The sequence below is a fragment of the Corynebacterium sp. MSK004 genome, assembly GCF_030232515.1.
Classification (GTDB): Bacteria; Actinomycetota; Actinomycetes; order Mycobacteriales; family Mycobacteriaceae; genus Corynebacterium; species Corynebacterium hesseae.
The window spans coordinates 338,017-362,326 of record NZ_JASPKB010000001.1 but is presented as its reverse complement, the minus strand read 5'-3'; the positions used below and the strand labels follow the sequence as shown (position 1 = coordinate 362,326).

36 protein-coding genes are annotated in these 24,310 nt (G+C 62.2%); 25 read left to right on the top strand and 11 right to left on the bottom strand.

The window, feature by feature from the left end; translation table 11 throughout:
* Nucleotides 1-39: 39 nt before the first annotated feature.
* Both tuf and QP999_RS01735 read left to right on the top strand, forming a co-directional pair.
* Nucleotides 40-1,230 carry an elongation factor Tu gene (tuf, locus tag QP999_RS01740; protein ID WP_143335892.1) on the top strand — a complete coding sequence of 397 codons (1,191 nt, stop codon included), beginning with the start codon at nucleotides 40-42 and terminating at the stop codon, nucleotides 1,228-1,230.
* 108 nt (nucleotides 1,231-1,338) lie between these two features.
* Nucleotides 1,339-2,142 (top strand): hypothetical protein, encoded by an 804-nt coding sequence (locus QP999_RS01735; protein ID WP_284847535.1) that lies wholly within the window; start codon nucleotides 1,339-1,341, stop codon nucleotides 2,140-2,142.
* 240 nt (nucleotides 2,143-2,382) lie between these two features.
* Here the strand turns inward: QP999_RS01735 and QP999_RS01730 are convergent, their stop codons facing one another.
* The 7 genes from QP999_RS01730 to QP999_RS01700 form a co-directional block, all read right to left on the bottom strand.
* The gene (locus QP999_RS01730; protein ID WP_284847534.1) at nucleotides 2,383-3,480 is read right to left on the bottom strand and encodes an HNH endonuclease signature motif containing protein; all 1,098 of its coding nucleotides are present in this window, start codon (nucleotides 3,478-3,480) and stop codon (nucleotides 2,383-2,385) included.
* A gap of 190 nt (nucleotides 3,481-3,670) precedes the next feature.
* Entirely contained in the window at nucleotides 3,671-4,231 is a 561-nt protein-coding gene (locus QP999_RS01725; protein ID WP_070521772.1) for a hypothetical protein, read from the bottom strand.
* Entirely contained in the window at nucleotides 4,224-4,802 is a 579-nt protein-coding gene (locus QP999_RS01720) for a DUF6286 domain-containing protein (protein ID WP_284847533.1), read from the bottom strand. The genes QP999_RS01725 and QP999_RS01720 overlap by 8 nt, the downstream gene beginning before the upstream one ends.
* Complete coding sequence (locus QP999_RS01715) at nucleotides 4,795-5,697, bottom strand: Asp23/Gls24 family envelope stress response protein (protein WP_284847532.1); 903 nt, start codon at nucleotides 5,695-5,697, stop codon at nucleotides 4,795-4,797. The genes QP999_RS01720 and QP999_RS01715 overlap by 8 nt, the downstream gene beginning before the upstream one ends.
* The gene (locus tag QP999_RS01710) at nucleotides 5,697-5,891 is read right to left on the bottom strand and encodes a hypothetical protein (protein WP_010189668.1); all 195 of its coding nucleotides are present in this window, start codon (nucleotides 5,889-5,891) and stop codon (nucleotides 5,697-5,699) included. The genes QP999_RS01715 and QP999_RS01710 overlap by 1 nt, the downstream gene beginning before the upstream one ends.
* 31 nt (nucleotides 5,892-5,922) lie before the next feature.
* Complete coding sequence (locus QP999_RS01705; RefSeq protein WP_284847531.1) at nucleotides 5,923-6,177, bottom strand: hypothetical protein; 255 nt, start codon at nucleotides 6,175-6,177, stop codon at nucleotides 5,923-5,925.
* A 52-nt stretch (nucleotides 6,178-6,229) separates the two neighbouring features.
* Nucleotides 6,230-6,727 carry an Asp23/Gls24 family envelope stress response protein gene (locus tag QP999_RS01700; RefSeq protein ID WP_070521759.1) on the bottom strand — a complete coding sequence of 166 codons (498 nt, stop codon included), beginning with the start codon at nucleotides 6,725-6,727 and terminating at the stop codon, nucleotides 6,230-6,232.
* Nucleotides 6,728-7,366: 639 nt separating this feature from the next.
* Here QP999_RS01700 and rpsJ point away from each other — a divergent pair.
* From rpsJ to QP999_RS01640, 12 genes are all read left to right on the top strand, one after another.
* Nucleotides 7,367-7,672, top strand: a complete 306-nt coding sequence (gene rpsJ, locus QP999_RS01695) for a 30S ribosomal protein S10 (RefSeq protein WP_003848085.1) — start codon at nucleotides 7,367-7,369, stop codon at nucleotides 7,670-7,672.
* 35 nt (nucleotides 7,673-7,707) lie between these two features.
* Nucleotides 7,708-8,364 (top strand): 50S ribosomal protein L3, encoded by a 657-nt coding sequence (gene rplC / locus QP999_RS01690; protein ID WP_070521756.1) that lies wholly within the window; start codon nucleotides 7,708-7,710, stop codon nucleotides 8,362-8,364.
* The gene (gene rplD, locus QP999_RS01685) at nucleotides 8,361-9,023 is read left to right on the top strand and encodes a 50S ribosomal protein L4 (protein WP_010189650.1); all 663 of its coding nucleotides are present in this window, start codon (nucleotides 8,361-8,363) and stop codon (nucleotides 9,021-9,023) included. Before rplC ends, rplD begins: the two co-directional genes overlap by 4 nt.
* Complete coding sequence (gene rplW, locus QP999_RS01680; RefSeq protein ID WP_070521753.1) at nucleotides 9,023-9,325, top strand: 50S ribosomal protein L23; 303 nt, start codon at nucleotides 9,023-9,025, stop codon at nucleotides 9,323-9,325. Before rplD ends, rplW begins: the two co-directional genes overlap by 1 nt.
* 35 nt (nucleotides 9,326-9,360) lie before the next feature.
* Entirely contained in the window at nucleotides 9,361-10,197 is an 837-nt protein-coding gene (gene rplB, locus QP999_RS01675; protein WP_070563577.1) for a 50S ribosomal protein L2, read from the top strand.
* Nucleotides 10,198-10,210: 13 nt separating this feature from the next.
* Entirely contained in the window at nucleotides 10,211-10,489 is a 279-nt protein-coding gene (gene rpsS, locus QP999_RS01670; RefSeq protein ID WP_010189646.1) for a 30S ribosomal protein S19, read from the top strand.
* Nucleotides 10,490-10,492: 3 nt separating this feature from the next.
* Nucleotides 10,493-10,855 (top strand): 50S ribosomal protein L22, encoded by a 363-nt coding sequence (rplV, locus tag QP999_RS01665; RefSeq protein ID WP_010189645.1) that lies wholly within the window; start codon nucleotides 10,493-10,495, stop codon nucleotides 10,853-10,855.
* On the top strand, nucleotides 10,855-11,601 hold the full coding sequence (gene rpsC / locus QP999_RS01660; protein ID WP_070446580.1) for a 30S ribosomal protein S3: 747 nt from the start codon (nucleotides 10,855-10,857) through the stop codon (nucleotides 11,599-11,601). Before rplV ends, rpsC begins: the two co-directional genes overlap by 1 nt.
* A gap of 3 nt (nucleotides 11,602-11,604) precedes the next feature.
* Nucleotides 11,605-12,021, top strand: coding sequence for a 50S ribosomal protein L16 (gene rplP / locus QP999_RS01655; protein WP_070521748.1), 417 nt, complete (start codon nucleotides 11,605-11,607; stop codon nucleotides 12,019-12,021).
* Entirely contained in the window at nucleotides 12,021-12,251 is a 231-nt protein-coding gene (rpmC, locus tag QP999_RS01650; protein WP_005276944.1) for a 50S ribosomal protein L29, read from the top strand. Before rplP ends, rpmC begins: the two co-directional genes overlap by 1 nt.
* Before the next feature lie 2 nt (nucleotides 12,252-12,253).
* The gene (gene rpsQ / locus QP999_RS01645) at nucleotides 12,254-12,535 is read left to right on the top strand and encodes a 30S ribosomal protein S17 (protein WP_070521746.1); all 282 of its coding nucleotides are present in this window, start codon (nucleotides 12,254-12,256) and stop codon (nucleotides 12,533-12,535) included.
* 188 nt (nucleotides 12,536-12,723) lie between these two features.
* The gene (locus tag QP999_RS01640) at nucleotides 12,724-13,446 is read left to right on the top strand and encodes a hypothetical protein (RefSeq protein ID WP_284847530.1); all 723 of its coding nucleotides are present in this window, start codon (nucleotides 12,724-12,726) and stop codon (nucleotides 13,444-13,446) included.
* Here QP999_RS01640 and QP999_RS01635 read toward each other — a convergent pair.
* A complete protein-coding gene (locus QP999_RS01635; RefSeq protein WP_070521740.1) occupies nucleotides 13,443-13,835 on the bottom strand; it encodes a hypothetical protein in 393 nt (130 codons plus the stop codon). The two genes, QP999_RS01640 and QP999_RS01635, sit on opposite strands and share 4 nt — an antisense overlap.
* On the bottom strand, nucleotides 13,832-14,701 hold the full coding sequence (locus QP999_RS01630; RefSeq protein ID WP_284847529.1) for a carbohydrate kinase family protein: 870 nt from the start codon (nucleotides 14,699-14,701) through the stop codon (nucleotides 13,832-13,834). Before QP999_RS01630 ends, QP999_RS01635 begins: the two co-directional genes overlap by 4 nt.
* 21 nt (nucleotides 14,702-14,722) lie before the next feature.
* On the opposite strand from QP999_RS01630, the gene QP999_RS01625 reads away from it, so the two are divergent.
* From QP999_RS01625 to QP999_RS01600, 6 genes are all read left to right on the top strand, one after another.
* Nucleotides 14,723-16,045, top strand: coding sequence for a glycoside hydrolase family 32 protein (locus tag QP999_RS01625; RefSeq protein ID WP_284847528.1), 1,323 nt, complete (start codon nucleotides 14,723-14,725; stop codon nucleotides 16,043-16,045).
* 112 nt (nucleotides 16,046-16,157) lie between these two features.
* Nucleotides 16,158-18,164, top strand: a complete 2,007-nt coding sequence (locus tag QP999_RS01620) for a sucrose-specific PTS transporter subunit IIBC (protein ID WP_284847527.1) — start codon at nucleotides 16,158-16,160, stop codon at nucleotides 18,162-18,164.
* A 383-nt stretch (nucleotides 18,165-18,547) separates the two neighbouring features.
* Complete coding sequence (rplN, locus tag QP999_RS01615) at nucleotides 18,548-18,916, top strand: 50S ribosomal protein L14 (RefSeq protein WP_070521731.1); 369 nt, start codon at nucleotides 18,548-18,550, stop codon at nucleotides 18,914-18,916.
* 4 nt (nucleotides 18,917-18,920) lie between these two features.
* Nucleotides 18,921-19,235, top strand: coding sequence for a 50S ribosomal protein L24 (gene rplX, locus QP999_RS01610; protein WP_005527724.1), 315 nt, complete (start codon nucleotides 18,921-18,923; stop codon nucleotides 19,233-19,235).
* 1 nt (nucleotide 19,236) lies between these two features.
* Nucleotides 19,237-19,788: a 50S ribosomal protein L5 gene (gene rplE, locus QP999_RS01605; protein WP_070521728.1), complete on the top strand. Its 552-nt coding sequence runs from the start codon at nucleotides 19,237-19,239 to the stop codon at nucleotides 19,786-19,788.
* A 165-nt stretch (nucleotides 19,789-19,953) separates the two neighbouring features.
* The gene (locus tag QP999_RS01600) at nucleotides 19,954-20,739 is read left to right on the top strand and encodes a formate/nitrite transporter family protein (protein WP_284847526.1); all 786 of its coding nucleotides are present in this window, start codon (nucleotides 19,954-19,956) and stop codon (nucleotides 20,737-20,739) included.
* On the opposite strand, the gene fdhD is transcribed toward QP999_RS01600, so the two are convergent.
* Together fdhD and QP999_RS01590 are read right to left on the bottom strand one after the other, a co-directional pair.
* A complete protein-coding gene (fdhD, locus tag QP999_RS01595; protein ID WP_143334255.1) occupies nucleotides 20,708-21,559 on the bottom strand; it encodes a formate dehydrogenase accessory sulfurtransferase FdhD in 852 nt (283 codons plus the stop codon). The two genes, QP999_RS01600 and fdhD, sit on opposite strands and share 32 nt — an antisense overlap.
* Complete coding sequence (locus tag QP999_RS01590) at nucleotides 21,556-21,804, bottom strand: DUF6457 domain-containing protein (RefSeq protein WP_284847525.1); 249 nt, start codon at nucleotides 21,802-21,804, stop codon at nucleotides 21,556-21,558. The genes fdhD and QP999_RS01590 overlap by 4 nt, the downstream gene beginning before the upstream one ends.
* 310 nt (nucleotides 21,805-22,114) lie before the next feature.
* On the opposite strand from QP999_RS01590, the gene rpsH reads away from it, so the two are divergent.
* Genes rpsH through rpmD form a run of 5 tightly spaced genes read left to right on the top strand, consistent with a single transcriptional unit; the run spans nucleotide 22,115 to nucleotide 24,310 of the window.
* Nucleotides 22,115-22,498, top strand: coding sequence for a 30S ribosomal protein S8 (rpsH, locus tag QP999_RS01585; RefSeq protein WP_070521703.1), 384 nt, complete (start codon nucleotides 22,115-22,117; stop codon nucleotides 22,496-22,498).
* Nucleotides 22,499-22,512: 14 nt separating this feature from the next.
* Nucleotides 22,513-23,049 (top strand): 50S ribosomal protein L6, encoded by a 537-nt coding sequence (gene rplF, locus QP999_RS01580; protein ID WP_070521700.1) that lies wholly within the window; start codon nucleotides 22,513-22,515, stop codon nucleotides 23,047-23,049.
* 3 nt (nucleotides 23,050-23,052) lie between these two features.
* On the top strand, nucleotides 23,053-23,454 hold the full coding sequence (gene rplR, locus QP999_RS01575) for a 50S ribosomal protein L18 (protein WP_070521697.1): 402 nt from the start codon (nucleotides 23,053-23,055) through the stop codon (nucleotides 23,452-23,454).
* Between the two features lie 40 nt (nucleotides 23,455-23,494).
* The gene (rpsE, locus tag QP999_RS01570) at nucleotides 23,495-24,121 is read left to right on the top strand and encodes a 30S ribosomal protein S5 (protein WP_070521694.1); all 627 of its coding nucleotides are present in this window, start codon (nucleotides 23,495-23,497) and stop codon (nucleotides 24,119-24,121) included.
* Between the two features lie 3 nt (nucleotides 24,122-24,124).
* Nucleotides 24,125-24,310, top strand: a complete 186-nt coding sequence (gene rpmD / locus QP999_RS01565) for a 50S ribosomal protein L30 (protein WP_039673747.1) — start codon at nucleotides 24,125-24,127, stop codon at nucleotides 24,308-24,310.

Genomic DNA, 24,310 nt, shown 5'->3' with positions numbered 1-24,310 from the left:
CGAAATACGTAGCCGCCATAGAGTCCAGGAGGACAAACAGTGGCAAAGGAGAAGTTCGAGCGTACGAAGCCGCATGTGAACATCGGCACCATCGGACACGTCGACCACGGCAAGACCACCACCACCGCAGCGATCACCAAGGTTCTGGCTGACGCTTACCCGGAGGAGAACACCGCTTTCGCCTTCGACATGATCGACAAGGCTCCTGAGGAGAAGGAGCGCGGTATTACCATCAACATCTCCCACGTTGAGTACTCCACCCCGAAGCGCCACTACGCACACGTGGACGCCCCGGGCCACGCCGACTACATCAAGAACATGATTACCGGCGCTGCTCAGATGGACGGTGCCATCCTGGTTGTTGCTGCAACCGATGGCCCGATGCCGCAGACCCGTGAGCACGTGCTCCTCGCTCGCCAGGTTGGCGTTCCGTACATCCTCGTTGCACTGAACAAGTGCGACATGGTTGACGATGAGGAAATCATCGAGCTCGTCGAGATGGAGATCCGCGAGCTGCTCGCCGAGCAGGACTACGACGAGGAAGCTCCGATCGTTCACATCTCCGCTCTCAAGGCTCTCGAGGGTGACGAGAAGTGGGCACAGTCCATCGTTGACCTGATGCAGGCTTGCGATGACTCCATCCCGGATCCGGAGCGCGAGCTGGACAAGCCGTTCCTGATGCCGATCGAGGACATCTTCACCATTACCGGCCGCGGTACCGTTGTTACCGGCCGTGTTGAGCGTGGTTCCCTGAACGTCAACGAGGACGTTGAGATCATCGGTATCCGCGACAAGGCTACCAACACCACCGTTACCGGTATCGAGATGTTCCGCAAGATGATGGACTACACCGAGGCTGGCGACAACTGTGGTCTGCTTCTGCGTGGTACCAAGCGTGAGGACGTCGAGCGTGGCCAGGTTGTCATCAAGCCGGGCGCTTACACCCCGCACACCAAGTTCGAGGGTTCCGTCTACGTCCTGAAGAAGGAAGAGGGCGGCCGCCACACCCCGTTCATGGACAACTACCGTCCGCAGTTCTACTTCCGCACCACCGACGTTACCGGCGTCATCAAGCTGCCTGAGGGCACCGAGATGGTTATGCCGGGCGACAACGTTGAGATGTCCGTAGAGCTCATCCAGCCGGTCGCTATGGACGAGGGCCTGCGCTTCGCTATCCGCGAGGGCTCCCGCACCGTCGGCGCTGGCCGCGTTACCAAGATCCTCGACTAATTCTCGCTAAGGCTAAAGGCCTTTCCTGATTAGCAGGTCTGAAAGCCGCTCAATCCCTGTTGGGGTTGGGCGGCTTTGGTGATCGCGGGCCTACTAGGCTTAAGTATCATGTTTGACCCAACCCGCATTGACCGCACCCTCGCCGCCTTGCGCGCTGCGTGGGAAGGTCAGCCGGATCTTCCCCTGGGAACCCTGTTTGGCATGCTGGCGGCTGAAGGGTACGGGTGGGGCGTGCCTGACGACGACCTCACGGCCCGCTTGGAGTCCATGGCCGCCGTCCACCTACCGCTTGTGCCTCTCGACGCCAACTTGGTCACCGAAGGTCTCTGGCTCGTCATCACGCCGACGCACCGGGTGACGTTGGTTCCTCAGGCGCCTACCGCATCCACCTCGACGCAGCCGTCCACCGCACCAGCCCCGACTCAAGACCGGGCGAACATCGAGCCCACTTCCCCGTCCGATTGCGTGGCGGTTGTGCGACCGGTCTCTAAGGAAGGCCAGCTCGGGCAGCCGGTGGCTTGGCGGGTTTCTGCGTTGCGCCCTGTCGGTCCAGGCCGGCCGCTCGTCATAACTGATGCCGAGGGATTTGAGCACCGCTTCGGTGTTGTCGAGTCCGTCACCCGCCTGCGCGAGGATCATCGAGCCCTGTCAGGCCTCAAGCGCCGAAGCGTGGGGGACCGCGTGTGGTTCATCCGCACCGACGCTGAAACAATCCTCCTCGACCACGGCCTGCACATCATCGAGCGTAAGAATCGAGAGCTCGTCCGCACTGACTTCTCCTGGCACCGCATCGAGGAGGGCGAAGTCGGAAAACCTTTCCGTGTCCACCTCTCACGCGGCACCATGCACACGTTCGGCACCATAAAGGAACTCATCCTCGCGGAGTCTGAGCCGTGGAGCTCCTCCGAGTAGTCCGCGTGTGTGGGAGTCTCGACATGGATTGCGACTAGGGATCACCGATGTGCCCGTTAACCTTTATCCGGTTGGCGGGTTTGGCCCTTTAAGGGCTTAACTCCCGGCGGGAAGCGCGTGAATCGTGCTCAAGGATCGCCGATATGCCCGCGTGCCTTGATGTGGTCCGCGGGTGGCAGTGTTGTCACTGGTGGTTAGCTGTTTCCTTTCTGCCGTTGCTGCGTGTGGTGGCTGAGGGTGTTAGCTGCTGTCGGGTGGTTCCTCTGGTGGTTGTCCTGCTTGTTCGGCGTTGAGCCTGGCTACTGCTTCTTGGTATTCGGGCATTGCGGTGATTGGTGTTCCCCAGGGTGGGATGAAGCTGACCCCGGTGTTGAGCCGGTACATGTAGCCACGCCCGGTAGGCCTTTGTGGGTCATCATCATTGATCCCGTTGTGGTAGGCGCACAGGAAGGTCAGGTTCTTGATGTTGGTGTAGCCTCCCGCCTGCCAGGGGATGAGGTGATGGACTTGGCAGTAATCAGCGGGCTTGTTACAGCCTGGTCTAGAACATGTGTGGAATTCAGCGTGCAGGGTAAGGCGTTGTTTGAAGTTTGCTCCACGCTCTAGCCGCCAGGTGTCGATGGGTCCTTCAAGAGGGTGCACGATGGTGGCATACCCAATCTCGGCAAATTTGTGGGTGAGGAATTCTGCTCCGGTCATGCGCCCGCCGTTAGTGAGGTTGAGTTCGATGTCGTCCCCGTCGCCGTTGATGATTTGGTCGAGCTCGTTGAGGGTGACGATGACTTGGGTGCGCACCGCAGGTTTAGAACCGCCTGCTTCTTTGAAGAAGATGTCGTTGGCGGCTTGAAGCAGGTCGGTGGTGTTGGTGGATTCGAGTACGCCGCGCATGCTGGCGATGGTGGTGGCGTCGTCAGTAATGGAGAGCGTGTTGGGGCCTTGTGCACGGTAGGTGATGCGCACGCCTGGTTTGGCTATGCGCTTGGAACGTAGTTCTTTCAGGCGTGTGGCGGCGACGGTGGGGATGCGGTGTGCGGGTGTTCCTGCGAGTTTGACTCGCAGGTTCCAGGCGTCGAGGGTTTTCTTGACTTTTGCGGTGTAGGACTCGATCAGTGTGAGGGTGCCGAGGCTGTGGCGTTGTTGAAGGGCTGCGGTACGGGCTTTGCGTTGTTTACCGCTAAAGCGGGTGGGACCGAAGTACACCTGGTTAAGACTTGCTAGTTCGGCGGCATCGGAAGCAGAGGCTCCGAGCGCGCGGAGCTCATCGGGTGAGCCAGGAATGTTTTCCACCAACGCAATCCCCGAATTGCGAAGGCGGATGTAGGTTTCAATATCCCCCATGAGCACAGAGACTAAAACAGCACCCTGGGCCCCGCAACCGGAACGGGCAAAATTCCTGCTCAGAGGCGGGGTTAACGCCGACTAAGGGCAGGGAAAGGGATTGGTTGGGGGGAACGGCAGCTGTGGGGAGGGACGGAACGAGAAAAGCCCCTCAGGTGAGGGGCTTAAAGGCGCAACGTGCGTGCTGTGCTTAGGCGGACTGGACCTTCGTGAAGTGGACCTTGTACCGCGTATCCACATCCATCCCAGGGAACGCCGCGCGGAAGTCACTGTCATTAACCTCAATGGCGTCCTTGATACGCAGCAAGGGCGTATCAGGATCCGCCAACACTTCATACTGCAGCGTCGGCCGCGAGCGGTCATAGGCCACGAGCCGCGAAACCTTCTCAACGCCCTCTACCGCCGCGAGGGTATCCGCCACCGCACCCGCAATCGCAGACATCTCCGTTTTAATCGCGCCTTCCTCATCGGAGGCATCCGAGGGCACCGCGTTAAACCGATGGTGCCGCAGGTTGCTAATGACGAGCCACAGGCCGGCGAGGCTGCAGATGATCGTCGCCAAGCACAGCGCATACGGCCACCATGACTGTTCCGGCAAACCAGCCCACGTATCGTGGTCCACCCAGGACGCCAAATATGTGGCGAAGGGGACCTCGAAGTGTATAAGGATCGGCCACGCGCCCAACGCAATGAGCAGGAGCCCCAAGACAGCGAGAATCGTGCGGTCTATACCCGCGAGCGTCTTAGACATTGGCAACCTCCTCCTCATCATTCTCAATCACCACGGTGATCTCCGGGGGCGGAGTAATCGCCGCAAGCGCCGCCGTTACGGCTTCAGTGACGCGGCCCTTGAGCTGGGCGTCGTCAGTATCGCCCGTCGCAGTCACCGTGATCTGAGAGCGGCCTTGTGAAATCTTCGCCCGACTCCGCGCCGCCACGGTTCCCGGCACCCGACGCGCCGTTGCCGACGCCACGCGGGCAATGTCCACCGCGCGCAGCCACATCGACGCCTCGTCGGAACCGATCTGCACGTGCAGGGCCTTGCGCGGCGCGCACGCCGCCCACAGCAGAATCAACCCGACAACGATGGCGACGCCCCCGGCTATCAGCATCCAGGTGTCGACAGTCGGCGTGGACATCACGTCGATGAATGGCTGTAGCCACGAGACACCGCCCTCCTTGGCACCCACGACCCAGGCTTCGCGCCCCGCGACGACGGCCGCGGCGAGCAGCAGAATGCCGACGATGATGGTCCACCCGCGCGCCGGCGGGGATGCCTTCGGGCGCTGGCCAAAGCCAACGGGAAGGGAGCTCTCACTCATGATGGACTCCTTCGCGGATAGTGATGGCACGCAGCGGCGTCGGCCGTGGAATGTCGACCCGGCGTGTGAACTCGGCGGAAGGCCGAATCTCAATGGGGCGTAGCTGGAGCGGCTCGGCGTGCGGGGTGCGCAGGGGAGCAGCGTGCGGTACCTGAACCCGCCGCGGCTGGACGGGGCGGGGCGCCTCAACGCGGCGCAGCGCGAATTCCCGCGGAGCCGGTACGGAACGGACCGCCACGGGTGCAGGGGCAGCGACAGTGCGCAGCGGCTGCGGCGGGGCTGTGCGAACGGGGCGCAGCTCGTCGTAGCGGTGCTCGCCAGGGCCGAAACCTTCCGTGCGCACCTCAACGTCCGCCTGCTTGCCGACGCCCCTCACCTTCACCGCCTCCGGCACCGCCACCGCACGCACCGACACCGGTGAAGGAACCGCAACCTGGCGAACCTTTGCGTGCGGTGAGACCTCTACCGGCTTCAAGGCACGTTCCGGAACGATCGCGGGAATCTGCGGGGTTAGCGGCGCGCGGGTGTCGACCGCCAGTGCGGTCGTGCGCTCGCCCGCGACCGCGCCGGCGACCGTCACGTTGACGCGGGTGGTACGAAAGCCCGTGAAATCGCGGACGGCTTCCCGAATCGTCGTGCGGACGGCCTTCGCCACTGCGGTGACGGGGGAGGGCCAGTACACAGCGATGTCGACGTCGACCGCCACCATTTGCGTATCCGGGTCCATCTGCGCCATCACACGCGGAAAGGCGCGGCCGGCGAGGCCGGCTAACTTAGCATCGACAGCCGCGGTTCCCGGCACACTCGCGATGGCGGCGCTGATGACCTTTTCCATCGCACGCAGGGAAAAGCGGGTCTGCCCGCCGAGGGCGACCCCAGTGGAATCGGTGCTCACTAGCCTCGGCCTCTATCCTGGCCGACCACGCCCTTCCACACCGCGGTGAGGTCAATGCGGCCGTCGAAATGCGCGCCGATGACGCCGCCGACCGCGGCGAGCAGCACCGCCAGCGCGACGTACCACACGCCGAGGTAGATGAAAAAGGCCAGAACCAAGCCGGCAATCACGCCGAGGGAGGTGTAGTTCTTCATGGTTTTCCTTTAGTTCTGTGTGTCGGTTCCTCTACACCGCGTCGTCGAAGACAACGTCCACGCGGCGCGCCGCGGGCCAGGTGTTGCGGACGGTGGTGCGAGTGACGGCGCCAAGCTCGGCGAGCGGAACGCCGGCGCTGACATCAACGACGACGCGCAGCTCCAGGTGCGTGTCATCCTGCGGGGTGGGGCGGCGGATGCCATGCACGCGCTCGCCGGGAAAGAGCAGCGCGACCTCCCCGAACCGGCCGGGCGAGAGCTTGGCGACGCCCCTCAGATCCGTCACCGCCGCCACTATGGACTGCGCGATGGAGAGGGTCAGCTCGGCAGGGGCCACGTTATGCCTGGCCCTGGGTAACCGCCGGGGCTGACTCGGTGGAATCCTGCTCTTCCTTCGGCAGCTTGACGTCGTGGACGACGACATCAACGCGGTCTACGCTCAGGCCGGTCATGCGCTCGACCGCGTTCATGATGTTGCGGCGGATGGCCTCGGCGAGCTCGTGGATGGCCACGCCGTACTCGGCGATGATGGCGATATCAATGGAAGCGGTGCCGTTGTTCACCTCGACGGTGACGCCCTGGCGCACGTCCTCGGAAGCACCGAAGGATTCGCGGATGGAACCCATCATGCGGGCGCCGCCGCCACCGAGGGCAGCGACACCGGAGACCTCGCGGGCGGCGATTCCGGCGATCTTGGACACGACGACGTCATCGATGCGGGTGGTGCCGAAGTCGGTCTCCAGGTTCTTGTTGCGCTCCGGTGCGGGTGCCGGGGTGGCGTCGCCAGCCTGAGTGTTCTGCTCGGCAACGTCCTTGGGGGTGGTGTTCTCAGCCATGCTCAATCCTTTTCGTTGTGTAGTTGGTACCTACGTCACGAGCTTATCGCCGAATGCAGAACGCGGGGCGGCGAGAAGGAAATCTTTGGCCAAAACGTGATGTTACCCACTGTTTCGGCAGGAGTTTGGAAAACGCGAGGTTACGTGCTTAAATACAGGGGTTGCTTTAACACAGCAACGTAGCCGCAGGCGCAAGCTTGTAGGGCGTTGTTGCTGGTAAGGCGAACATGACACCTTTGTTGTGGAGTTCGTTTCAGAGCTGCACGCGAAGGTCATCCGATCGGGCTAGGTCCGCGCTTGAGCAGAGACACCCCCGAGAAGATGGACCGGAGAAGGGGCATGGCAAATAAACAGCGGCAGTATATGAATAAGACTTTGGTTGCGGATCGATAGTGATCTAACGCCCCAGTCTTCTTCCTATTTACTTTGACTACGGGTCTTGTACCCCGTCACGAGCACTGCACTCTGGGCTTTGCCTTAAGTCACTCTCGTGGTCGTCATGACAGTCAGACAACTGGCGTTGAGCCATGGCTTCCAGCCCGGACAACGTTATAGAGAAATCGAGAAGCAATTTCCCACCGCTTCACGCCCCGGATAGGCCGGGTATGTGAAAGTGGGGAAGCGAGGAAGAGGATAAGCGTGGCGGGACAAAAAATCCGCATTCGGCTGAAGGCCTACGACCACGAGGCCATCGACGCTTCTGCTAAGAAGATCGTCGAGACCGTTACCCGTACGGGTGCTCGTGTTGTCGGCCCGGTGCCGCTCCCAACCGAGAAGAACGTATACGCCGTTATTCGTTCTCCGCACAAGTACAAGGACTCTCGCGAGCACTTCGAGATGCGCACTCACAAGCGCCTCATCGACATTCTCGACCCGACCCCGAAGACCGTTGACGCCCTGATGCGCATCGACCTTCCGGCAAGCGTCGACGTGAATATTCAGTAAGCGATCGACACAACGTATTTGGTGGAGAACAAACAATGAGTGAAAACGAGATCAAGGGAATTCTGGGCACCAAGCTCGGCATGACCCAGGTCTTCGACGAGGAGAACCGCGTTGTGCCGGTGACCGTTGTCGAGGCTGGCCCGTGCGTGGTTACCCAGATCCGTACCAAGGAAACCGATGGCTACAACGCCATCCAGATTGCCTTCGGCGAGAAGGACCCGCGCAAGGCCAACAAGCCGGCCGCTGGTCACTTCAAGAAGGCTGGCGTGACCCCGCGCCGCTACGTCGCTGAGATCCGCATGGACGATACCTCCGCATACGAGGTCGGTCAGGAGGTCAAGGTGGACATCTTCGAGGGCGTGACCTTCGTTGACGTCACCGGCACCACCAAGGGTCACGGCTACGCCGGCGCCATGAAGCGCCACGGCTTCGCAGGCCAGGGCGCTGCCCACGGTAACCAGGCTGCTCACCGCCGCGTTGGTGGCATCGGTGGCGCTTCGTTCCCGGGCCGCGTCTTCAAGGGTAAGCGCATGGCTGGCCGCATGGGCCAGGACCGCGTGACCACCCAGAACCTGAAGATTCAGAAGATTGATGCCGAGTCCAACCTGCTGCTCATCAAGGGTGCTATCCCGGGTGCGCGCGGTGGCCTCGTCACCGTTAAGACCGCAGTGAAGGGCGGTGCACACGCATGAGCAACCTCAAGCTAGACGTCCAGACCGCTGACGGTAAGACCAACGGCACCGTTGAGTTGCCGGCCGAGCTCTTTGACACCGAGGCATCCATTGCTCTGATGCACCAGGTTGTCAACGCACAGCTCGCCGCCGCTCGTCAGGGTACCCACAAGACCAAGACCCGCGGCGAGGTCCGCGGTGGTGGTCGCAAGCCGTTCCGCCAGAAGGGCACCGGCCGCGCCCGCCAGGGTTCCATCCGTGCTCCGCACTACACCGGCGGCGGCACCGTGCATGGCCCGGTCCCGCGTGACTACTCCCAGCGCACCCCGAAGCGCATGATCAAGGCTGCTCTCTACGGCGCACTGTCTGACCGTGCACGTAACGAGCGCATCCACGTCATCGAGGAGCTCGTCCCGGGCCAGACCCCGTCCACCAAGCAGGCCAAGGCCTTCATCGAGCGCCTCACCGACCGCAAGAACGTTCTTCTGGTCATCGGCCGCGAGGACATCAATGCTCGCCGCAGCGCCAACAACCTGCCGAACGTCCAGATCCTGGACGCCGGCCAGCTGAACACCTACGACGTCCTCTACTCGGACGACGTTGTGTTCTCCGTTGAGGCTCTGCACACCTTCGTCGAGCGCGCTACCGGCGCTGCCGAGGAAGCTAAGGAGGAGAAGTAATGGCTAAGCTCGCTAACCCGCGCGACGTCATCATCGCACCGGTTGTGTCCGAGAAGTCCTACGGCCTCATGGAGCAGAACGTGTACACGTTCTACGTCTCCACGGACTCCAACAAGACCCAGATTAAAGATGCCGTCGAGCAGATCTTCGGCGTGCAGGTTGCTTCCGTGAACACCGTGAACCGTGCAGGTAAGCGCAAGCGCACCCGCACCGGTTTCGGTCAGCGTAAGTCCACCAAGCGCGCCTACGTGACGCTCCGTGAAGGCAGCGACTCCATCGACGTCTTCGGCGCAGGCGCTTAAGCCCCACCGAAGAGCCGAAAGGAAAAGGAAGAATTATGGCTATTCGTAAGTACAAGCCGACAACTCCGGGTCGCCGCGCATCCTCCGTGTCCGAGTTCGAGGAAATCACTCGCTCGACCCCGGAGAAGTCCCTGCTGCGCCCGCTGAGCAAGACTGGTGGTCGTAACAACTACGGCCGCATCACCACCCGCCACATCGGCGGTGGCCACAAGCGCCGTTACCGTCTCATCGACTTCCGTCGTACCGACAAGGACGGCATCCCTGCAAAGGTCGCTCACATTGAGTACGACCCGAACCGTACCGCTAACATCGCCCTCCTGCACTACGCAGACGGCGAGAAGCGCTACATCATCGCCCCGAAGGGCCTGAAGCAGGGTGCCATCGTTGAGGCTGGTGCGAACGCAGATATCAAGGTTGGCAACAACCTGCCGCTGCGCAACATCCCGACCGGTACCACCATCCACGCTGTGGAGCTCAAGCCGGGCGCTGGCGCTAAGCTGGCCCGCTCCGCTGGTGCTTCCATCCAGCTGCTGGGTAAGGAAGGCAAGTACGCCATCCTGCGTATGCCGTCCTCCGAGATCCGTCGCGTCGACATCCGTTGCCGCGCCACCGTCGGTGAGGTTGGCAACGCTGACCAGATGAACATCCGCTGGGGCAAGGCCGGCCGTATGCGCTGGAAGGGCGTCCGCCCGACCGTCCGCGGTGTCGTTATGAACCCGGTCGACCACCCGCACGGTGGTGGTGAGGGTAAGACCTCGGGTGGTCGCCACCCGGTGTCGCCGTGGGGCCACAAGGAAGGCCGCACCCGCAACCCGAACCGTTACTCGAACAACATGATCGTGCGCCGTCGTCGCCCGAACAAGAAGCGCTAAGAGGAGGTAAACAATGCCACGCAGCCTTAAGAAGGGCCCGTTCGTCGATGAGCACCTCCTCAACAAGGTTGATGCTCAGAACGAGGCCGGCACCAAGCAGGTCATCAAGACCTGGTCTCGCCGCTCCACCATCCTGCCCGATTTCATCGGTCACACCTTCGCCGTCCACGACGGCCGCAAGCATGTGCCGGTGTTCGTCGAGGACTCCATGGTTGGTCACAAGCTCGGTGAGTTCGCACCCACCAAGACCTTTAAGGGTCACGTCAAGGACGACAAGAAGGGACGTCGATAAGCGATGAGTGACACCATCACCTCCGCATCCGCAACGGCTCGCTACGTCCGCGTTACCCCGATGAAGGCACGCCGCGTCATCGACTTGGTCCGCGGTAAGTCCGTAGCCGAGGCACTTGCAATCCTGAAGTACGCTCCGCAGGGCGCCGCTGAGCCGGTTGCCAAGGTCGTTGCATCCGCAGCTGCCAACGCTGAGAATAACTTCGGCCTGGATCCGCGCACCCTGGTCATCTCCGAGGCATACGCCAACGAGGGTCCGACCATGCGTCGTTTCCAGCCGCGCGCACAGGGCCGCGCATTCATGATTCGTAAGCGCACCAGCCACATCACCGTGGTTGTCGAGAGCCAGAAGGAAGGGGCCAAGTAATGGGCCAGAAGATCCATCCTCACGGCCTACGTTTGGGCATCACTTCCGACTGGAAGACCCACTGGTACGCCGATAAGGACTACGCAAACTACGTAGCCGAAGACATCAAGATCCGCGAGTACTTGGAGAAGGGCCTCGACCGCGCCGGCATTGCCGACGTCGTCATCGAGCGCACCCGCGACCGCGTCCGCGTGGACATTCACACCGCCCGCCCGGGCATCGTGATTGGCCGTCGCGGCGCTGAGGCTGACCGCATCCGCCGCGAGCTGGAGAAGCTCACCGGCAAGATGGTTGCCCTCAACATTCTAGAGGTCAAGCAGGTCGACGCCAACGCAACCCTGGTTGCGCAGTCCATCGCGGAGCAGCTGGTTAACCGTGTCGCATTCCGTCGTGCAATGCGCAAGGCTATCCAGTCCGCTATGCGCCAGCCGCAGGTCAAGGGCATCAAGATTCTGCTGTCCGGCCGCCTGGGCGGTGCAGAAATGTCTCGCGTTGAGCGCTACCACGAGGGTCGCGTTCCGCTGCACACTCTTCGCGCCGAAATCGACTACGGCACCGCAGAGGCCCACACCACCTTCGGCCGCATCGGCATCAAGGTGTGGATCTACAAGGGTGACGTTGTCGGTGGCGTGCGCGAGTCCGAACTGAACGCTCCGGCGCAGGGCCGTGGCCGCGGTGACCGTAACGGTCGCTCGCGCCGTGGTGGCCAGCGTCGTCAGCGCGCACAGCAGAAGCAGGAGGGCTAATCCATGCTGATTCCTAAGCGCGTCAAGTACCGTCGCCAGCACCGCCCGACCCGCTCGGGTGTGTCCAAGGGCGGTAACCGCATCAACTTCGGTGACTACGCCATCCAGGCTCTCGAGCCGGCGTACATCACCAACCGCCAGATTGAGGCCGCACGTATTGCCATCAACCGCCACGTTAAGCGCGGTGGCAAGGTGTGGATCAACATCTTCCCGGACCGCCCCCTGACCCAGAAGCCGCTCGGCGTGCGTATGGGTTCCGGTAAGGGTCCCGTCGAGAAGTGGGTTGCCAACGTTAAGCCGGGCCGCATCCTCTTCGAGATGACCTACCCGAACGACGAAGTTGCCATCGAGGCCCTGCGCCGCGCTGGCCAGAAGCTTCCGTGCAAGGTCCGCATCATCAAGAAGGAGGACCAGTTCTAATGGCTACCGGTACCCCCGCCCACGAGTTCCGTGAGCTCGACAACGCTGAGCTGGAGACCCGTCTGAAGGATGCGAAGGAAGAGCTCTTCAACCTTCGTTTCCAGAAGGCCACTGGCCAGCTGACCAACAACCGCCGCATCGGCACGGTTAAGCGCGACATCGCCCGCATCTACACCGTTCTGCGCGAGCGCGAGCTGGGCCTGTCCGTTGCTCCGGGAGCTGAGGCTTAATCATGAGTGAGGCAAACGTGAACACTAAGAAGGAAAAGGGCGCTCGCAAGACCCGCACCGGCATCGTTGTCTCCGACAAGATGGACAAGACCATCGTTGTCGAGCTCGAGGACCGCAAGCAGCACGCCCTCTACGGCAAGATTATGCGCACTAACAAGAAGGTTAAGGCGCACGACGAGAACGAGACCGCCGGCATCGGCGATCGCGTTCTCATCGCCGAGACTCGCCCGCTGTCCAAGGACAAGCACTTCCGTCTCGTCGAGATCGTGGAGAAGGCTAAGTAAAATCTAGCCCTCCTCGATATCAATGGCCCCCACGGTTTACGTGGGGGCCATTTTTATGCGCTTTTCACTTCCGCATCCGGCACGCCACAGACAACAGCCTGTCAGGGGAGCGGTCTACAGTTCTACGGTTTAAGCTGCGGGAACGTGTTAGGGTAAGGCCGTTCATCTCCTGAAAGGCCAAACTCTCTATGTCCGCGTTCTCTCGCTCTCTGCATACCCTTGTCTGCGCTTCCTCTGTGGCAGCCCTCGTCGGTTGCACCGCGGAGGAGCCTGCTCCTGTTGCTGCCGATGCTCCGGCGGTGGAATCCACTGGCGACGTTTCAACGACGCAGGCCGAGCCGGATTCGGACGGGCAGCCACAACCGAGCATCGAAGCGGCCGGCCCGAACCCGACGCTGCCAGCCGGCTATACACCTGGCGCCGCTGATTCTGGCGCGGCTGAAGGCGCGAAGACGTCCAACGCACAGGACGTAGGTAAAGGCGGCGCGGGCACCTCCGCCGCCAGCGGCATTGAGAAGTGCGTGTACCGGAAGGACCGCGTCCGTAGCGAGGGCAATCCTGCCGATGTCCCGTCTACCGTGTCGGGTACCGTACACAAGGCAAAAGCAGGCGACCTCGACGGTGGAGAGCCCGGCATCGTCTTGCCCGAGTATGCCTCGGAAGAGGTGTGGGTCCTGGTCTTGGACGCACCCACCACGTTGAGCGGCAGCATGAGCGGCAGGCCGGGTGAGGTGGAGGTTCGTGCAAACCAGGAATGCATCGGAATAGTCGGCAGGGGGGATTTGTGGGACGGCTACGAAGGCATGAAGGTCACCTTGCCGATCGATGCCACGAGCGGATTCTGGCAAAGCGATGTGAGTGTCCCGATGGGCACGCTGCGCATGCCCTACATACCGGCAGACATTCTTTAGCGCACCCGCCGGTGCGTGAGCGCGATAGCGATGCTAAAGACGCTAAGTACCGCGCCCACCGCGAGAAGAAACGTGCCGATACGGTAGGGCGCGGCGCTGGCCAGGTCGACGGTGCGAAAGACCTTGAGCCACACCAGCCAGCCCGCGATGAGCGCAACCGCGCCCAGCGCGGAGATAGCGCGCAGCCCCCGGGTGGGGCGCTGGGCGGGGGAGAAGGCGTGGTAGGAGGCGTCGACAAGCGCGGCGCCTCCCAACAGCACCGACAGCACCACCGCAGCTGGCACCGGCAGAAGCGCGCCCGTGCCGAAGACGACGGGCAAAATGAAGGACACCGTCACCACGAGGAAGAGCAGGCCGTGGAGCCCGGTCGTGCGCAGGGGATAGCTCATAGTAGTTCCTCCACCTCAGAAAGCGTGGGCGGCTGCGCGCCCGTGCGGGAAACAGTAATGGCTGCGGCCGTCGCCGCAAAGTGCAGGATCTCCTGCCACTCCTCGACGCTCAAAGCGCTAATGTCCCGCTCCACCAACTGTCTTAAGAGCGCGGCCATCACCGTGTCGCCCGCGCCGATGGTGTCCGCCACCTCCACCGTAACCGGCGGGACCTGCAGCGACACCGAGTCCGTGCGCACGCTCAGACCTTCGGCGCCACGCGTGGTCACGACCACGGGCACCTGCGAAAGCGCGTCCTCACCGAGGAATTCAACTTCCTCCTCGCTCAGCTTCAACAGCGTGACGTGCGGCAGCAAGGACAACAAAAACTCGCGGTGCGCCGGGGTGGCAAAGAAGGGGCGGATGTTCGGATCCAGCGCCACCTTTGTGCCCTGCGCCGCAAGCGCCTGAAGTAGCGCGGCATAGCGGGATGCGCCCGGCTCCAGGGCGAGGGAGACGGTGCCGAAGCAGGCCCAGGGGACGTCAGCAAGCACAGGCTCCACCAGCCGGTCCGCCGTGCCCTCCGTATAGAAGGAGTAGGTGGCCGAGCCGTCCTCCCCGATGTTGCAGACCGCCAGCGTTGTGGGCTCGTCACCGCGCTGCACGAGCGAGGTATCCACTCCTTCTTTATGTAGGCGCTCCACGAGCGCCTGCCCGAATGCATCCCGCGAAAGCCGCGATTGAAAACCCACGCTTGCGCCCAAACGACCCGCCGCGACCGCCACGTTGAAGGGGCCGCCGCCCAACGCTGGGGTGAGATCTGCCAGCCGCCCGCGTCCGCGCGGAACGAGGTCAACGAGGCCTTCGCCACACACCATAATGTCCATAGAGCCCATACTATCGGGAGCATGAACTACCGTCCGCACTTCCATCTCTCCCCGCCGTCTGGTCGCCTTAACGATCCAAACGGGGTCTTCTTCGACGGCGATAACCTGCACGTTTACTATCAGCACGACCCCTGCTTCCCACACGCGCCGAAGCAGACGGGCTGGGGGCACGCCGTGACTTCCCTGAGCGAGCCGCAGCCCTGGCGGCACTTCCCGGACGCGCTCTATCCCATCCGTGAGCACGACGCCCACGGCTGTTATTCCGGTGGCGCGGTGGTCGACGGCGAGGATGTCTGGCTGTTTTATACCGGCAACCTCAAGCGCGATGGCGTGCGGATTCCCTCGCAGAACCGTGTCCGCGCGGTTGATGCCGGCGGTCCGGAAGGCGGCTTCTATGAGCACGACGCCGCGAACCCGCTCATCGACGGGCCCGCCGCAGGTTTCACCGGGCATTACCGCGATCCCCAGATCACCCGCGACAAGGACGGCTGGCGCATGGTGCTCGGCGCCCAGGCGGAGGATGAAACCGGGCACGTGGTGCTCTATCGCTCCACGGACTTGGCGCAGTGGTCCTTTGAGGGTGCGCTCACCTTTGACACCTCGGGCGCTGAGCCGGGCCTGAGCCCCGACCTGGTGCCGGGCGGCTACATGTGGGAATGCCCGAATTTGCTCACGCTGCGGGACCGCGCCACGGGGGAGGACAAGGACGTCCTGGTCATCTGCCCACAAGGTTTAGATCCCGTGCGCGGTAACGCCACGCACTACGCCTCCTCCGACCAGTGCGGCTACCTCGTGGGCCGGCTTGAGAGCACGGTTTTCCACGTGGAGCGCGGTTTCAGCGAGGTGGACTATGGCCACCAGTTCTATGCGCCGCAGCTGGTGGAGAAGGATGGCGAGGCCATCATGCTGGGGTGGATGGGGCTGCCCGCGCAGGATGACACCCCGACTGTCGCCCAGGGCTGGGTGCATACGCTGACGCTTCCGCGGCGCGTCTGGCTGGAGGATGGCTGGTTGCGCCAGGCACCGCTGTGGTCGCTAGGGTCTGCGCCGACGGAGCCGGCGCGAGAGGGGTTCGGTTCGGCGGCCACACTGCAAGCTGGGGAGGGCACATATGCGCTTGTCGACGCCTCCGATGCCACCGCCTTCCTCGTAGCTTACGGCGGGGGAGAGCTGCGGCTCACGTCTGGCGAAGATGAACGCGTCGTGCCGTGTCCAGCAGGAACACTGGAGCTTATCGCTGATGGCTGCGCGGTGGAGGTCTTTGCAGGTGATGGGCGGATTGCGGGGGCGTCGGCAGTCTTTGGTGCCGGTGACGCTCGCTGGCGCGGCTGGGAAGCCCGGTAGGGTGTGAATTTTCCTATATTTGCGCCCGAATGATTGGTTTTATGTTGGGTAACGTGTCTAATGGGAGGTGAAGCTATTTAATTCATCTCACTCTCCGAGGAGGCACGCCGACATGGATCACAAACAGGTCGCGGCGCGAACACTCAAAGCAATCGGCGGCGAAGACAACATTGTGGCGCTCGCGCACTGCGCCACCCGCCTGCGCATGGTGCTGAAAGACAGTAAAAAGGTCGATACGGCCGCACTAGAAAACGATCCGGACCTCAAGGGCATCTTTGAGGCCGGGGGCATGTTCCAGGTCATCGTCGGTCCGGGCGATGTCAACATCGTATTCGACCAGATCAACGCGATGACCTCGAAGGATATCGCAGTTTCTACTGACAAGCTCAAGGACATCGCCGCCGACTCCGGCAATTGGTTCTCCCGGGCAGTGAAGGTCCTCGCGGATATCTTCGTGCCGCTCATCCCGATTCTGGTCGGCGGCGGTCTGCTCATGGCGCTCAACAATGTGCTGACCGCCAACGGGCTGTTCGGCGAGCAATCCGTCATCGAGATGTTCCCGGCCATGGCGGATGTCGCCGGGCTCATCAACCTCTTGGCTTCCGCGCCGTTTGCCTTCCTGCCTATCCTGGTGGGCTTCACCGCCACCAAGCGCTTCGGCGGCAACGAGTTCCTCGGTGCGGGCATGGCCATGGCCATGGTGATGCCGGACCTGGTGAACGGGTATCAGGTGGCCGCGACCATCGAGGCGGGGGAGATGTCCTACTGGAACATCTTCGGCCTCGATGTGGCCCAGGCAGGCTACCAGGGTTCCATCCTGCCGATCCTGGTCATCGCGTGGATTCTGGCCACGATTGAGAAATTCCTGCACAAGCACCTCAAGGGCACCGTGGACTTCATGCTCACCCCGTTGCTCACGTTGCTGGTGACGGGCTTTATCACCTTCATCGCGGTTGGTCCTATTCTGCGCACGGCGGGCGACATGCTTGGCGCTGGGCTCAACGACCTTTACACCTTCGCCGGCCCAGTGGGCGGCTTCATCTTCGGTTTGTTCTACTCACCGATCGTCATTACCGGCCTGCACCAGTCCTTCCCGCCGATTGAGACGATGCTGTGGAACGAGGGCGGTTCCTTCATCTTCGCGGTGGCCTCCATGGCCAACATTGCCCAGGGTGGCGTGGCCTTGGCGGTCTACTTCCTGACCAAGTCGGAAAAGCTCAAGGGCCTGTCGGGCGCCTCGGGCGTTTCCGCGCTCTTTGGCATTACCGAGCCCGCCATCTTCGGTGTGAACCTCCGCCTGCGCTGGCCGTTCTACATTGGCATGGGCGCGTCCGCAGTGGCCTCGACGCTCATCGCGCTTCTCGACGTCAAAGCTACCGCCCTCGGCGCCGCCGGCTTCATCGGCTTCGTCTCAATGCGCCCGGAGGATTACACGCAGTTCTTCATCTGCGCCTTCGTCTCCCTCATCCTCTCCTTCGGTGTGGCCTTTGTATATGGCCGCTACCTCATCTCCAAGAACGGCTCCATCGATCCCGATGAGGTCGGTACCGCCAGCGCCGACGTGGGCGGGGCGGTTCCTGCCGCCACCGCTGATCCGAATGCCTACCGCGTGGCCTCCCCGCTGGCCGGAAAGGCCATCGCGTTGGAATCGGTTTCGGATCCGATGTTTGCCGCCGGCAAGCTGGGCGCGGGCGCGGCCATCGAGCCGAGCGAGGGGCGCCTCGTCTCCCCGATTGATGGCAAGGTCACCGTCACCTTCCCCTCCAAGCACGCCTATGCCGTGCGCGGAAAAGGTGCCGACGGCAACAACGTGGACATCCTCATGCATGTCGGCTTTGACACCGTGAACCTGAAGGGTGAGCACTTTACCTCGCACGTCTCCAAGGGCGACGAGGTCAAGGCCGGCGACCTCCTCTGCGAGTTCGATATCGCCGCCATCAAGGCGGCGGATTACCCGGTGACAACACCTGTGGTGGTATCCAACTCGAAGAAGACGGGCCCGGTCCTCCCGGCCTATACCACCGGTGCGGAAATCACCTTCGGGGATGCATTACTCACCGTGGACCCGAAGCCGAAACCTGCGGCTACAACCGCCGCCGCTTCAGCGGAGAAGGCCTAGAGCTTCCGTCCGCCGATTCCATAAGTGCAGACCTGGAAGTACAGCACGTCGTCGCCAAGCACTGCGCGTGCGCTTGACGACGCCCACCTGCACCTCTGCACTTCCGGGTCTGCACATTTGGTTTTGGGAGGATGGGAAGTCCTGTGGGGGCGGGGAAACAGTGGGGTGCGCGATTTGGGGAAACAGTGGGGGACATGCTTGAATGTATGGGTTGCATATGGTCGGTCGGTGCAGCGCGATGCGTTTCCGAATCGCCACACCGAGACCCTTCGACCGCTGTGAACAGCGCGTTCGTCGCACAGCCTATGCCACGCAAGCAAGTAGACCAGGTGTGTCAAGGACGGAAATCTTGACGCACGTTAATCCAGGTCAGGAGACCCATAGTGATTCAGCAAGAATCGCGTCTGCGCGTCGCCGACAACTCCGGTGCACGAGAGCTCCTCGTCATCCGCGTTCTCGGCGGCTCCGTTCGACGTTTCGCTGGCATTGGTGACGTTGTCGTTGCCACTGTCAAGGAAGCCACCCCGGGTGGCAACGTGAAGGAAGGCGATGTCGTCAAGGCCGTCATCGTCCGTGCCAAGAAGGAGACCCGTCGCCCGGACGGCTCCTACATCGCATTCGATGAAAACGCCGCAGTTATTCTCAAGGGCGACAATGAGCCGCGCGGTACCCGCATCTTCGGCCCGGTTGCTCGCGAACTTCGTGATAAGCGCTTCATGAAGATCGTTTCTCTCGCACCGGAGGTGATCTAATCTTATGAAGATTCATAAGGGCGATATGGTGATCGTCATTTCGGGCCCGGACAAGGGCGCGAAGGGCAAGGTCATCGAGGCATACCCGAAGCGCGACAAGGTCCTCGTTGAGGGCGTCAACCGCGTCAAGAAGCACGTTGCTAACTCCGCTACCGAGCGTGGCGCCGAGTCCGGCGGAATCGTTACCCAGGAAGCTCCGATCCACGTGTCCAACGTTGCGATCGTTGACTCCGAGGGCAACCCGACCCGCGTGGGCTACCGTTTCGACGAAAACGGCAAGAAGGTCCGCATCGCACGTAGCAACGGGAAGGACATCTAACATGAGCGAGAACTACACTCCGCGTCTGAAGACCCGCTACCGCGAGGAAATCAAGAAGACTCTGAACGACGAGTTCAAGTACGACAACGTGATGCAGATTCCGGGCGTCACCAAGGTCGTTGTCAACATGGGCGTGGGCGACGCTGCCCGCGACTCCAAGATGATCAACGGCGCTCTCGAGGACCTTACCGCTATCACCGGCCAGAAGCCGCAGGTGCGTCGCGCTAAGAAGTCCATCGCTAACTTCAAGCTCCGTGAGGGCATGCCCATCGGTGCACGCGTTACCCTGCGCGGCGACCGCATGTGGGAGTTCCTGGACCGCCTGCTGACCATCGCGCTGCCGCGTATTCGCGACTTCCGCGGTCTCTCCGACCAGCAGTTCGACGGCCACGGCAACTACACCTTCGGTCTTACCGAGCAGACCATGTTCTACGAGATCGACATCGACAAGGTGGACCGCCCGCGCGGTATGGACATCACCGTCGTGACCACCGCTACCAACGACGAGGAGGGCCGCAAGCTCCTGCGCGAGCTCGGCTTCCCGTTCAAGTAAAGTAGCGCTTGAATCATTCCCTCGGCACTCCGTCAAGGAGGTCCGGGGGAATTTTTGTGTCTGCGTCCGGTGGTGCTCGTCGTCACCCCTGAGCGCAGATGGTGTCTCACACGGGGAGTAGACTACGAGCGTCTGAGAAGTCTGCGTCCCCCAGTGAGGTAAGAAATGTCCCTGAATGATGCTTCGGCAGCCGCGGTAAAGAAAAAGGTTGCGTTGCTCGACGAGTCCTTTGGCCGGTTTGCCGTGCGCTCCACCCTGGCGGGTGTGTACCTCGCCATCGGTACGGCGTTTGCTGCGGTGATGGGGATGGGCGTCGAGAAGCATGTGGAAGGCATGGGCTCGCTGGTCTTTGCCTGCCTGTTCGGCTTGGGCCTGTTTGCCATCGTCCTTCTCGGCGCGGAGCTGGCCACCGGCAACATGATGTACATGGTCTATGGCGCCGTAACTAAACAGGTGGGCTGGGGCAAGGGCCTGTGGCTGCTGGTGGTCACGACGCTGTTTAACCTGGTTGGTGCTGCTCTCTTTGCCGCAGCTATGGGAATGTCGGCCAAGCTGGGCGGAATCGACCCCAACCATCTCATTGCCAACCTCTCGATGGGCAAGCTGACCAAGGGCCCAGGCGGGCTGCTGGTGGAGGCCATGCTGGCCAACTTCGTGGTCAACATGGCTATCGTCGGCGCGGTCTTTGCCAAGGACCTGGTGTCCAAGTTCTTCGTCATCGTGCCGATCATCGCCTGTTTCGTGGGTCTGGGCCTGGAGCACGTTATCGCCAACTTCTGCCTGATGACCCTGACCTTCTTCTGCGCCAGCCCGCTGCCGGAAGGCTTTACCCTCGGCGCGGTGTTGGCCAACTGGTCCATCGTGTGGGTGGGAAACCTCATCGGCGGTGGCTTCCTTATTGGCGGCGTGTACGCCTGGCTTAACTCTGGCCCGGAGGCGTACCGCGACTAAGTTCGCCCGAGTAGAGGTTGAAGCGGTCGCCGCGGGCAAAGCCCACGAGCGCCATGCCGGTTTCCCGGGCGGTTTCCACCGCCAGCGAGGAGGCCGCCGAGACCGCCACGAGCATGCCGAAGCCGGCCATAGCTGCCTTGTTGACCAGCTCGAAGCTGGCGCGCGAGCTCATCACCAGAATGAGGTCGCTGGCAGGCAGCATTCCTTCCATCAGTAGGTGGCCGATGACCTTGTCGGCGGCGTTGTGCCTGCCGACGTCCTCACGTACAACGACGGGTTCTCCCTCGAGCGTGAAGGCGCCCGCGGCGTGGATGCCGCCGGTTTTGCGGAACTGCTTCTGCTCCGCTTTCAAGGCGCCGGGCAGCTTGGCGACGACCCCCGGATCCACCGGCACCTGTGGGATTGGGTATCGCGACTGTTTCATTAGCGCCTCGATAGAGGAGGTACCGCACACTCCGCACGCAGACGTGGTTGTCGTCAGGCGGAGATCGGCGAGGCTGATCGCGTGGGGGTTGGCTAGCTCAACGTCGAGCAAGTTATAGGGGTTGCGCCCGTCCACTGAGGCACCGGCGCAGTAGCGCGCCTCGGTGACATCGCTGGCCTTCTCGATGTGGCCCTCTGAATGAAGAAAACCGTGGGCCAGCTCGACATCGTGGCCAGGCGTGCGCATCGTGGTGGTCAGCGTTTGTCCGCCCACGCGGATCTCCAAAGGCTCTTCGCCGGCGACGGTATCGCCGCGGGTATCGACCTGGATGACCTCTCCGTGCTCATCGAGGCGCACCTTGGTCACGGCGAAGGTGGCGTTGACGCGCCCGCTCATCGGTTGAGGGCCTCCTTGAGCGTGGCGATGTGGGCGCGGGCCTCGTCGACGTCCTTCGAGGCCAAACCGACCAGGTACGCCGTCAGCGGGGCAGCGGGGCGCGATTGGGTATGCGCGACGTCCTTAGTCAGATCGAGGAGTTCTCTAATCAAGGCGGTGGCGTCGGCCGGGGCGACGCCGACAAGCTCGGCAGCCTCCTCAAGCCACTGGTGTGCCGTGCGGATGGGGTCCTGTTCTTCACTCATGACTTCCCATGCTAACGCGTTTTGGAAAACAGCATGTCAGCGGGTAGAGTAAGCCGACGGACTTGCATTTTTCCTCCTCCGCGCCGCAAAAATGGCGCTGGAGGTGCGCAAATGTGCCAAGCCGGAAGAATTGAACACATCTACTTTGTTGTAGGCCCCTCGCCGTAGACAGCGGACCGTTGTCTGTATCAAAGGGTGGCGAGCGCCTCGCGGTATTGACCGCGGGGAGCGTGAGTAGCCCGAAATCACACGGAAAACGCTTTGGTGAGCTTTAAGGGAACCGCAACGAGAAAGGTTACAGGTCACTCATATGACTATGACTGATCCTATTGCCGACATGTTGTCGCGCGTGCGCAATGCATCCAATGCGCACCACGATTCCGTGTCGATGCCGACCTCCAAGCTCAAGGCGAACATCGCCGAGATCTTGAAGCAGGAAGGCTACATCGCTGACTACTCCGTCGAGGGCCGCGAGCTGTCCCTCGAGCTTAAGTACAACAATCGTGAGCGTTCCCTCTCGGGTCTGCGTCGCGTGTCTAAGCCGGGTCTGCGTGTGTACGCAAAGTCCACCGAACTGCCGCAGGTTCTGGGCGGCCTGGGCGTGGCCATCATTTCCACGTCTCAGGGTCTGCTTACCGACCGTCAGGCTCAGGAGAAGGGTGTAGGCGGAGAAGTTCTCGCCTACGTCTGGTAAGGGAGGATTGACACATGTCTCGTATCGGTCTAGCACCTATCGCCGTCCCGAAGGGCGTCGACATCACCATCAATGGCCAGGTTGTCAACGTGAAGGGGTCCAAGGGCTCCCTCGAGGTTGAGCTGCCGGAGCCGATCACCGCAGCCGTCGAGGACGATGAGATCAAGGTCTCCCGTCCGGACGACGACCGCAAGAACCGCGCACTGCACGGTCTGGCCCGCTCCCTGGTCAACAATGCCGTTGTTGGCGTGACCGAGGGCTACACCAAGAAGATGGAAATCTTCGGTGTTGGTTACCGCGTCCAGCAGAAGGGTAAGGACCTGGAGTTCTCTCTGGGCTACTCCCACCCGATCCTCATCAAGGCTCCGGAGGGCATCACCTTCGCTGTGGATGGCGCAACCAAGCTCTCCGTATCTGGTATTGACAAGCAACTGGTTGGACAGGTCGCCGCGTACATCCGCCGCCTGCGTAAGGACGATCCTTACAAGGGCAAGGGTATTCGCTACGACGGCGAGCAGATCCGCCGCAAGGTCGGAAAGACGGGTAAGTAAGCAATGGCTAACACTGAAAACGCAAAGCGCACCCCGGTTGGCAAGGACATTTCCTCGCGTCGTCGTGAAGCACGCGCGCGCCGCCACTTCCGCATCCGTAAGACCCTCCGCGGCACCCCTGAGGCACCGCGTCTGGTCGTTCACCGCTCCTCCCGCCACATGCACGTTCAGGTCATCGACGACCTGGCCGGCCACACCCTGGCCGCTGCTTCCTCCATGGAAGCCGACGTGCGTGCACTCGAGGGCGATAAGAAGGCCAAGGCTGCCAAGGTAGGCCAGCTCATCGCTGAGCGCGCCAAGGCCGCTGGCATCGAGAAGGTCGTCTTCGACCGTGCAGGCTACAAGTACCACGGCCGCGTTGCTGCGCTGGCCGAAGCTGCTCGTGAAGGTGGTCTGCAGTTCTAATGATTAAGGCATACGGAAACATCAACGGAAGGAACGCCTAATGTCGGACCGTGAACAGCGTGACGGCGGACGCTCCGCCGAGAACAACAACGACCGCAAGGGTCGCAACAACGGCCGTCGTAACGACCGCCGCAACCACCAGGACAACGAGCGCGATAAGTACATCGAGCGCGTTGTGACCATCAACCGCGTCTCCAAGACCGTTAAGGGTGGCCGCAACATGTCCTTCACCGCTCTCGTCGTCGTTGGCGACGGCCAGGGCATGGTTGGCGTCGGCTACGGCAAGGCCAAGGAAGTCCCGGCCGCAATCCAGAAGGGTGCAGAAGAGGCTCGCAAGAACTTCTTCCGCGTCCCGATGATTGCCGGCACCATTACCCACCCGGTTGAGGGTCGCGACGCAGCTGGCATCGTCATGATGAAGCCGGCCGCTCCGGGTACCGGTGTCATCGCCGGTGGTGCTGCTCGTCCGGTGCTTGAGTGCGCCGGTGTGCAGGACATCTTGTCGAAGTCCCTGGGCTCCGACAACGCTCTCAACGTCGTCCGCGCTACCGTGGACGGCCTCAAGCAGCTGGTTCGCCCGGAGGAAGTTGCTGCACGCCGCGGCAAGTCCCTCGAGGAGGTCGCACCGGCCCAGATGCTGCGCAAGCGCGCAGGTCAGGAGGCATAAGCAATGGCTCTGAAGATTACTCAGGTAAAGGGCCTTGTGGGCACCAAGCCGAACCACCGCGCCAACATTGAGGCTCTTGGTCTCAAGCGCATCGGACACTCTGTTGTAAAGCAGGACACCCCGATTATTCGCGGCATGGTTCACAAGGTGCGTCACCTGGTCACCGTCGAAGAAGTGGCAGGGGAGTAA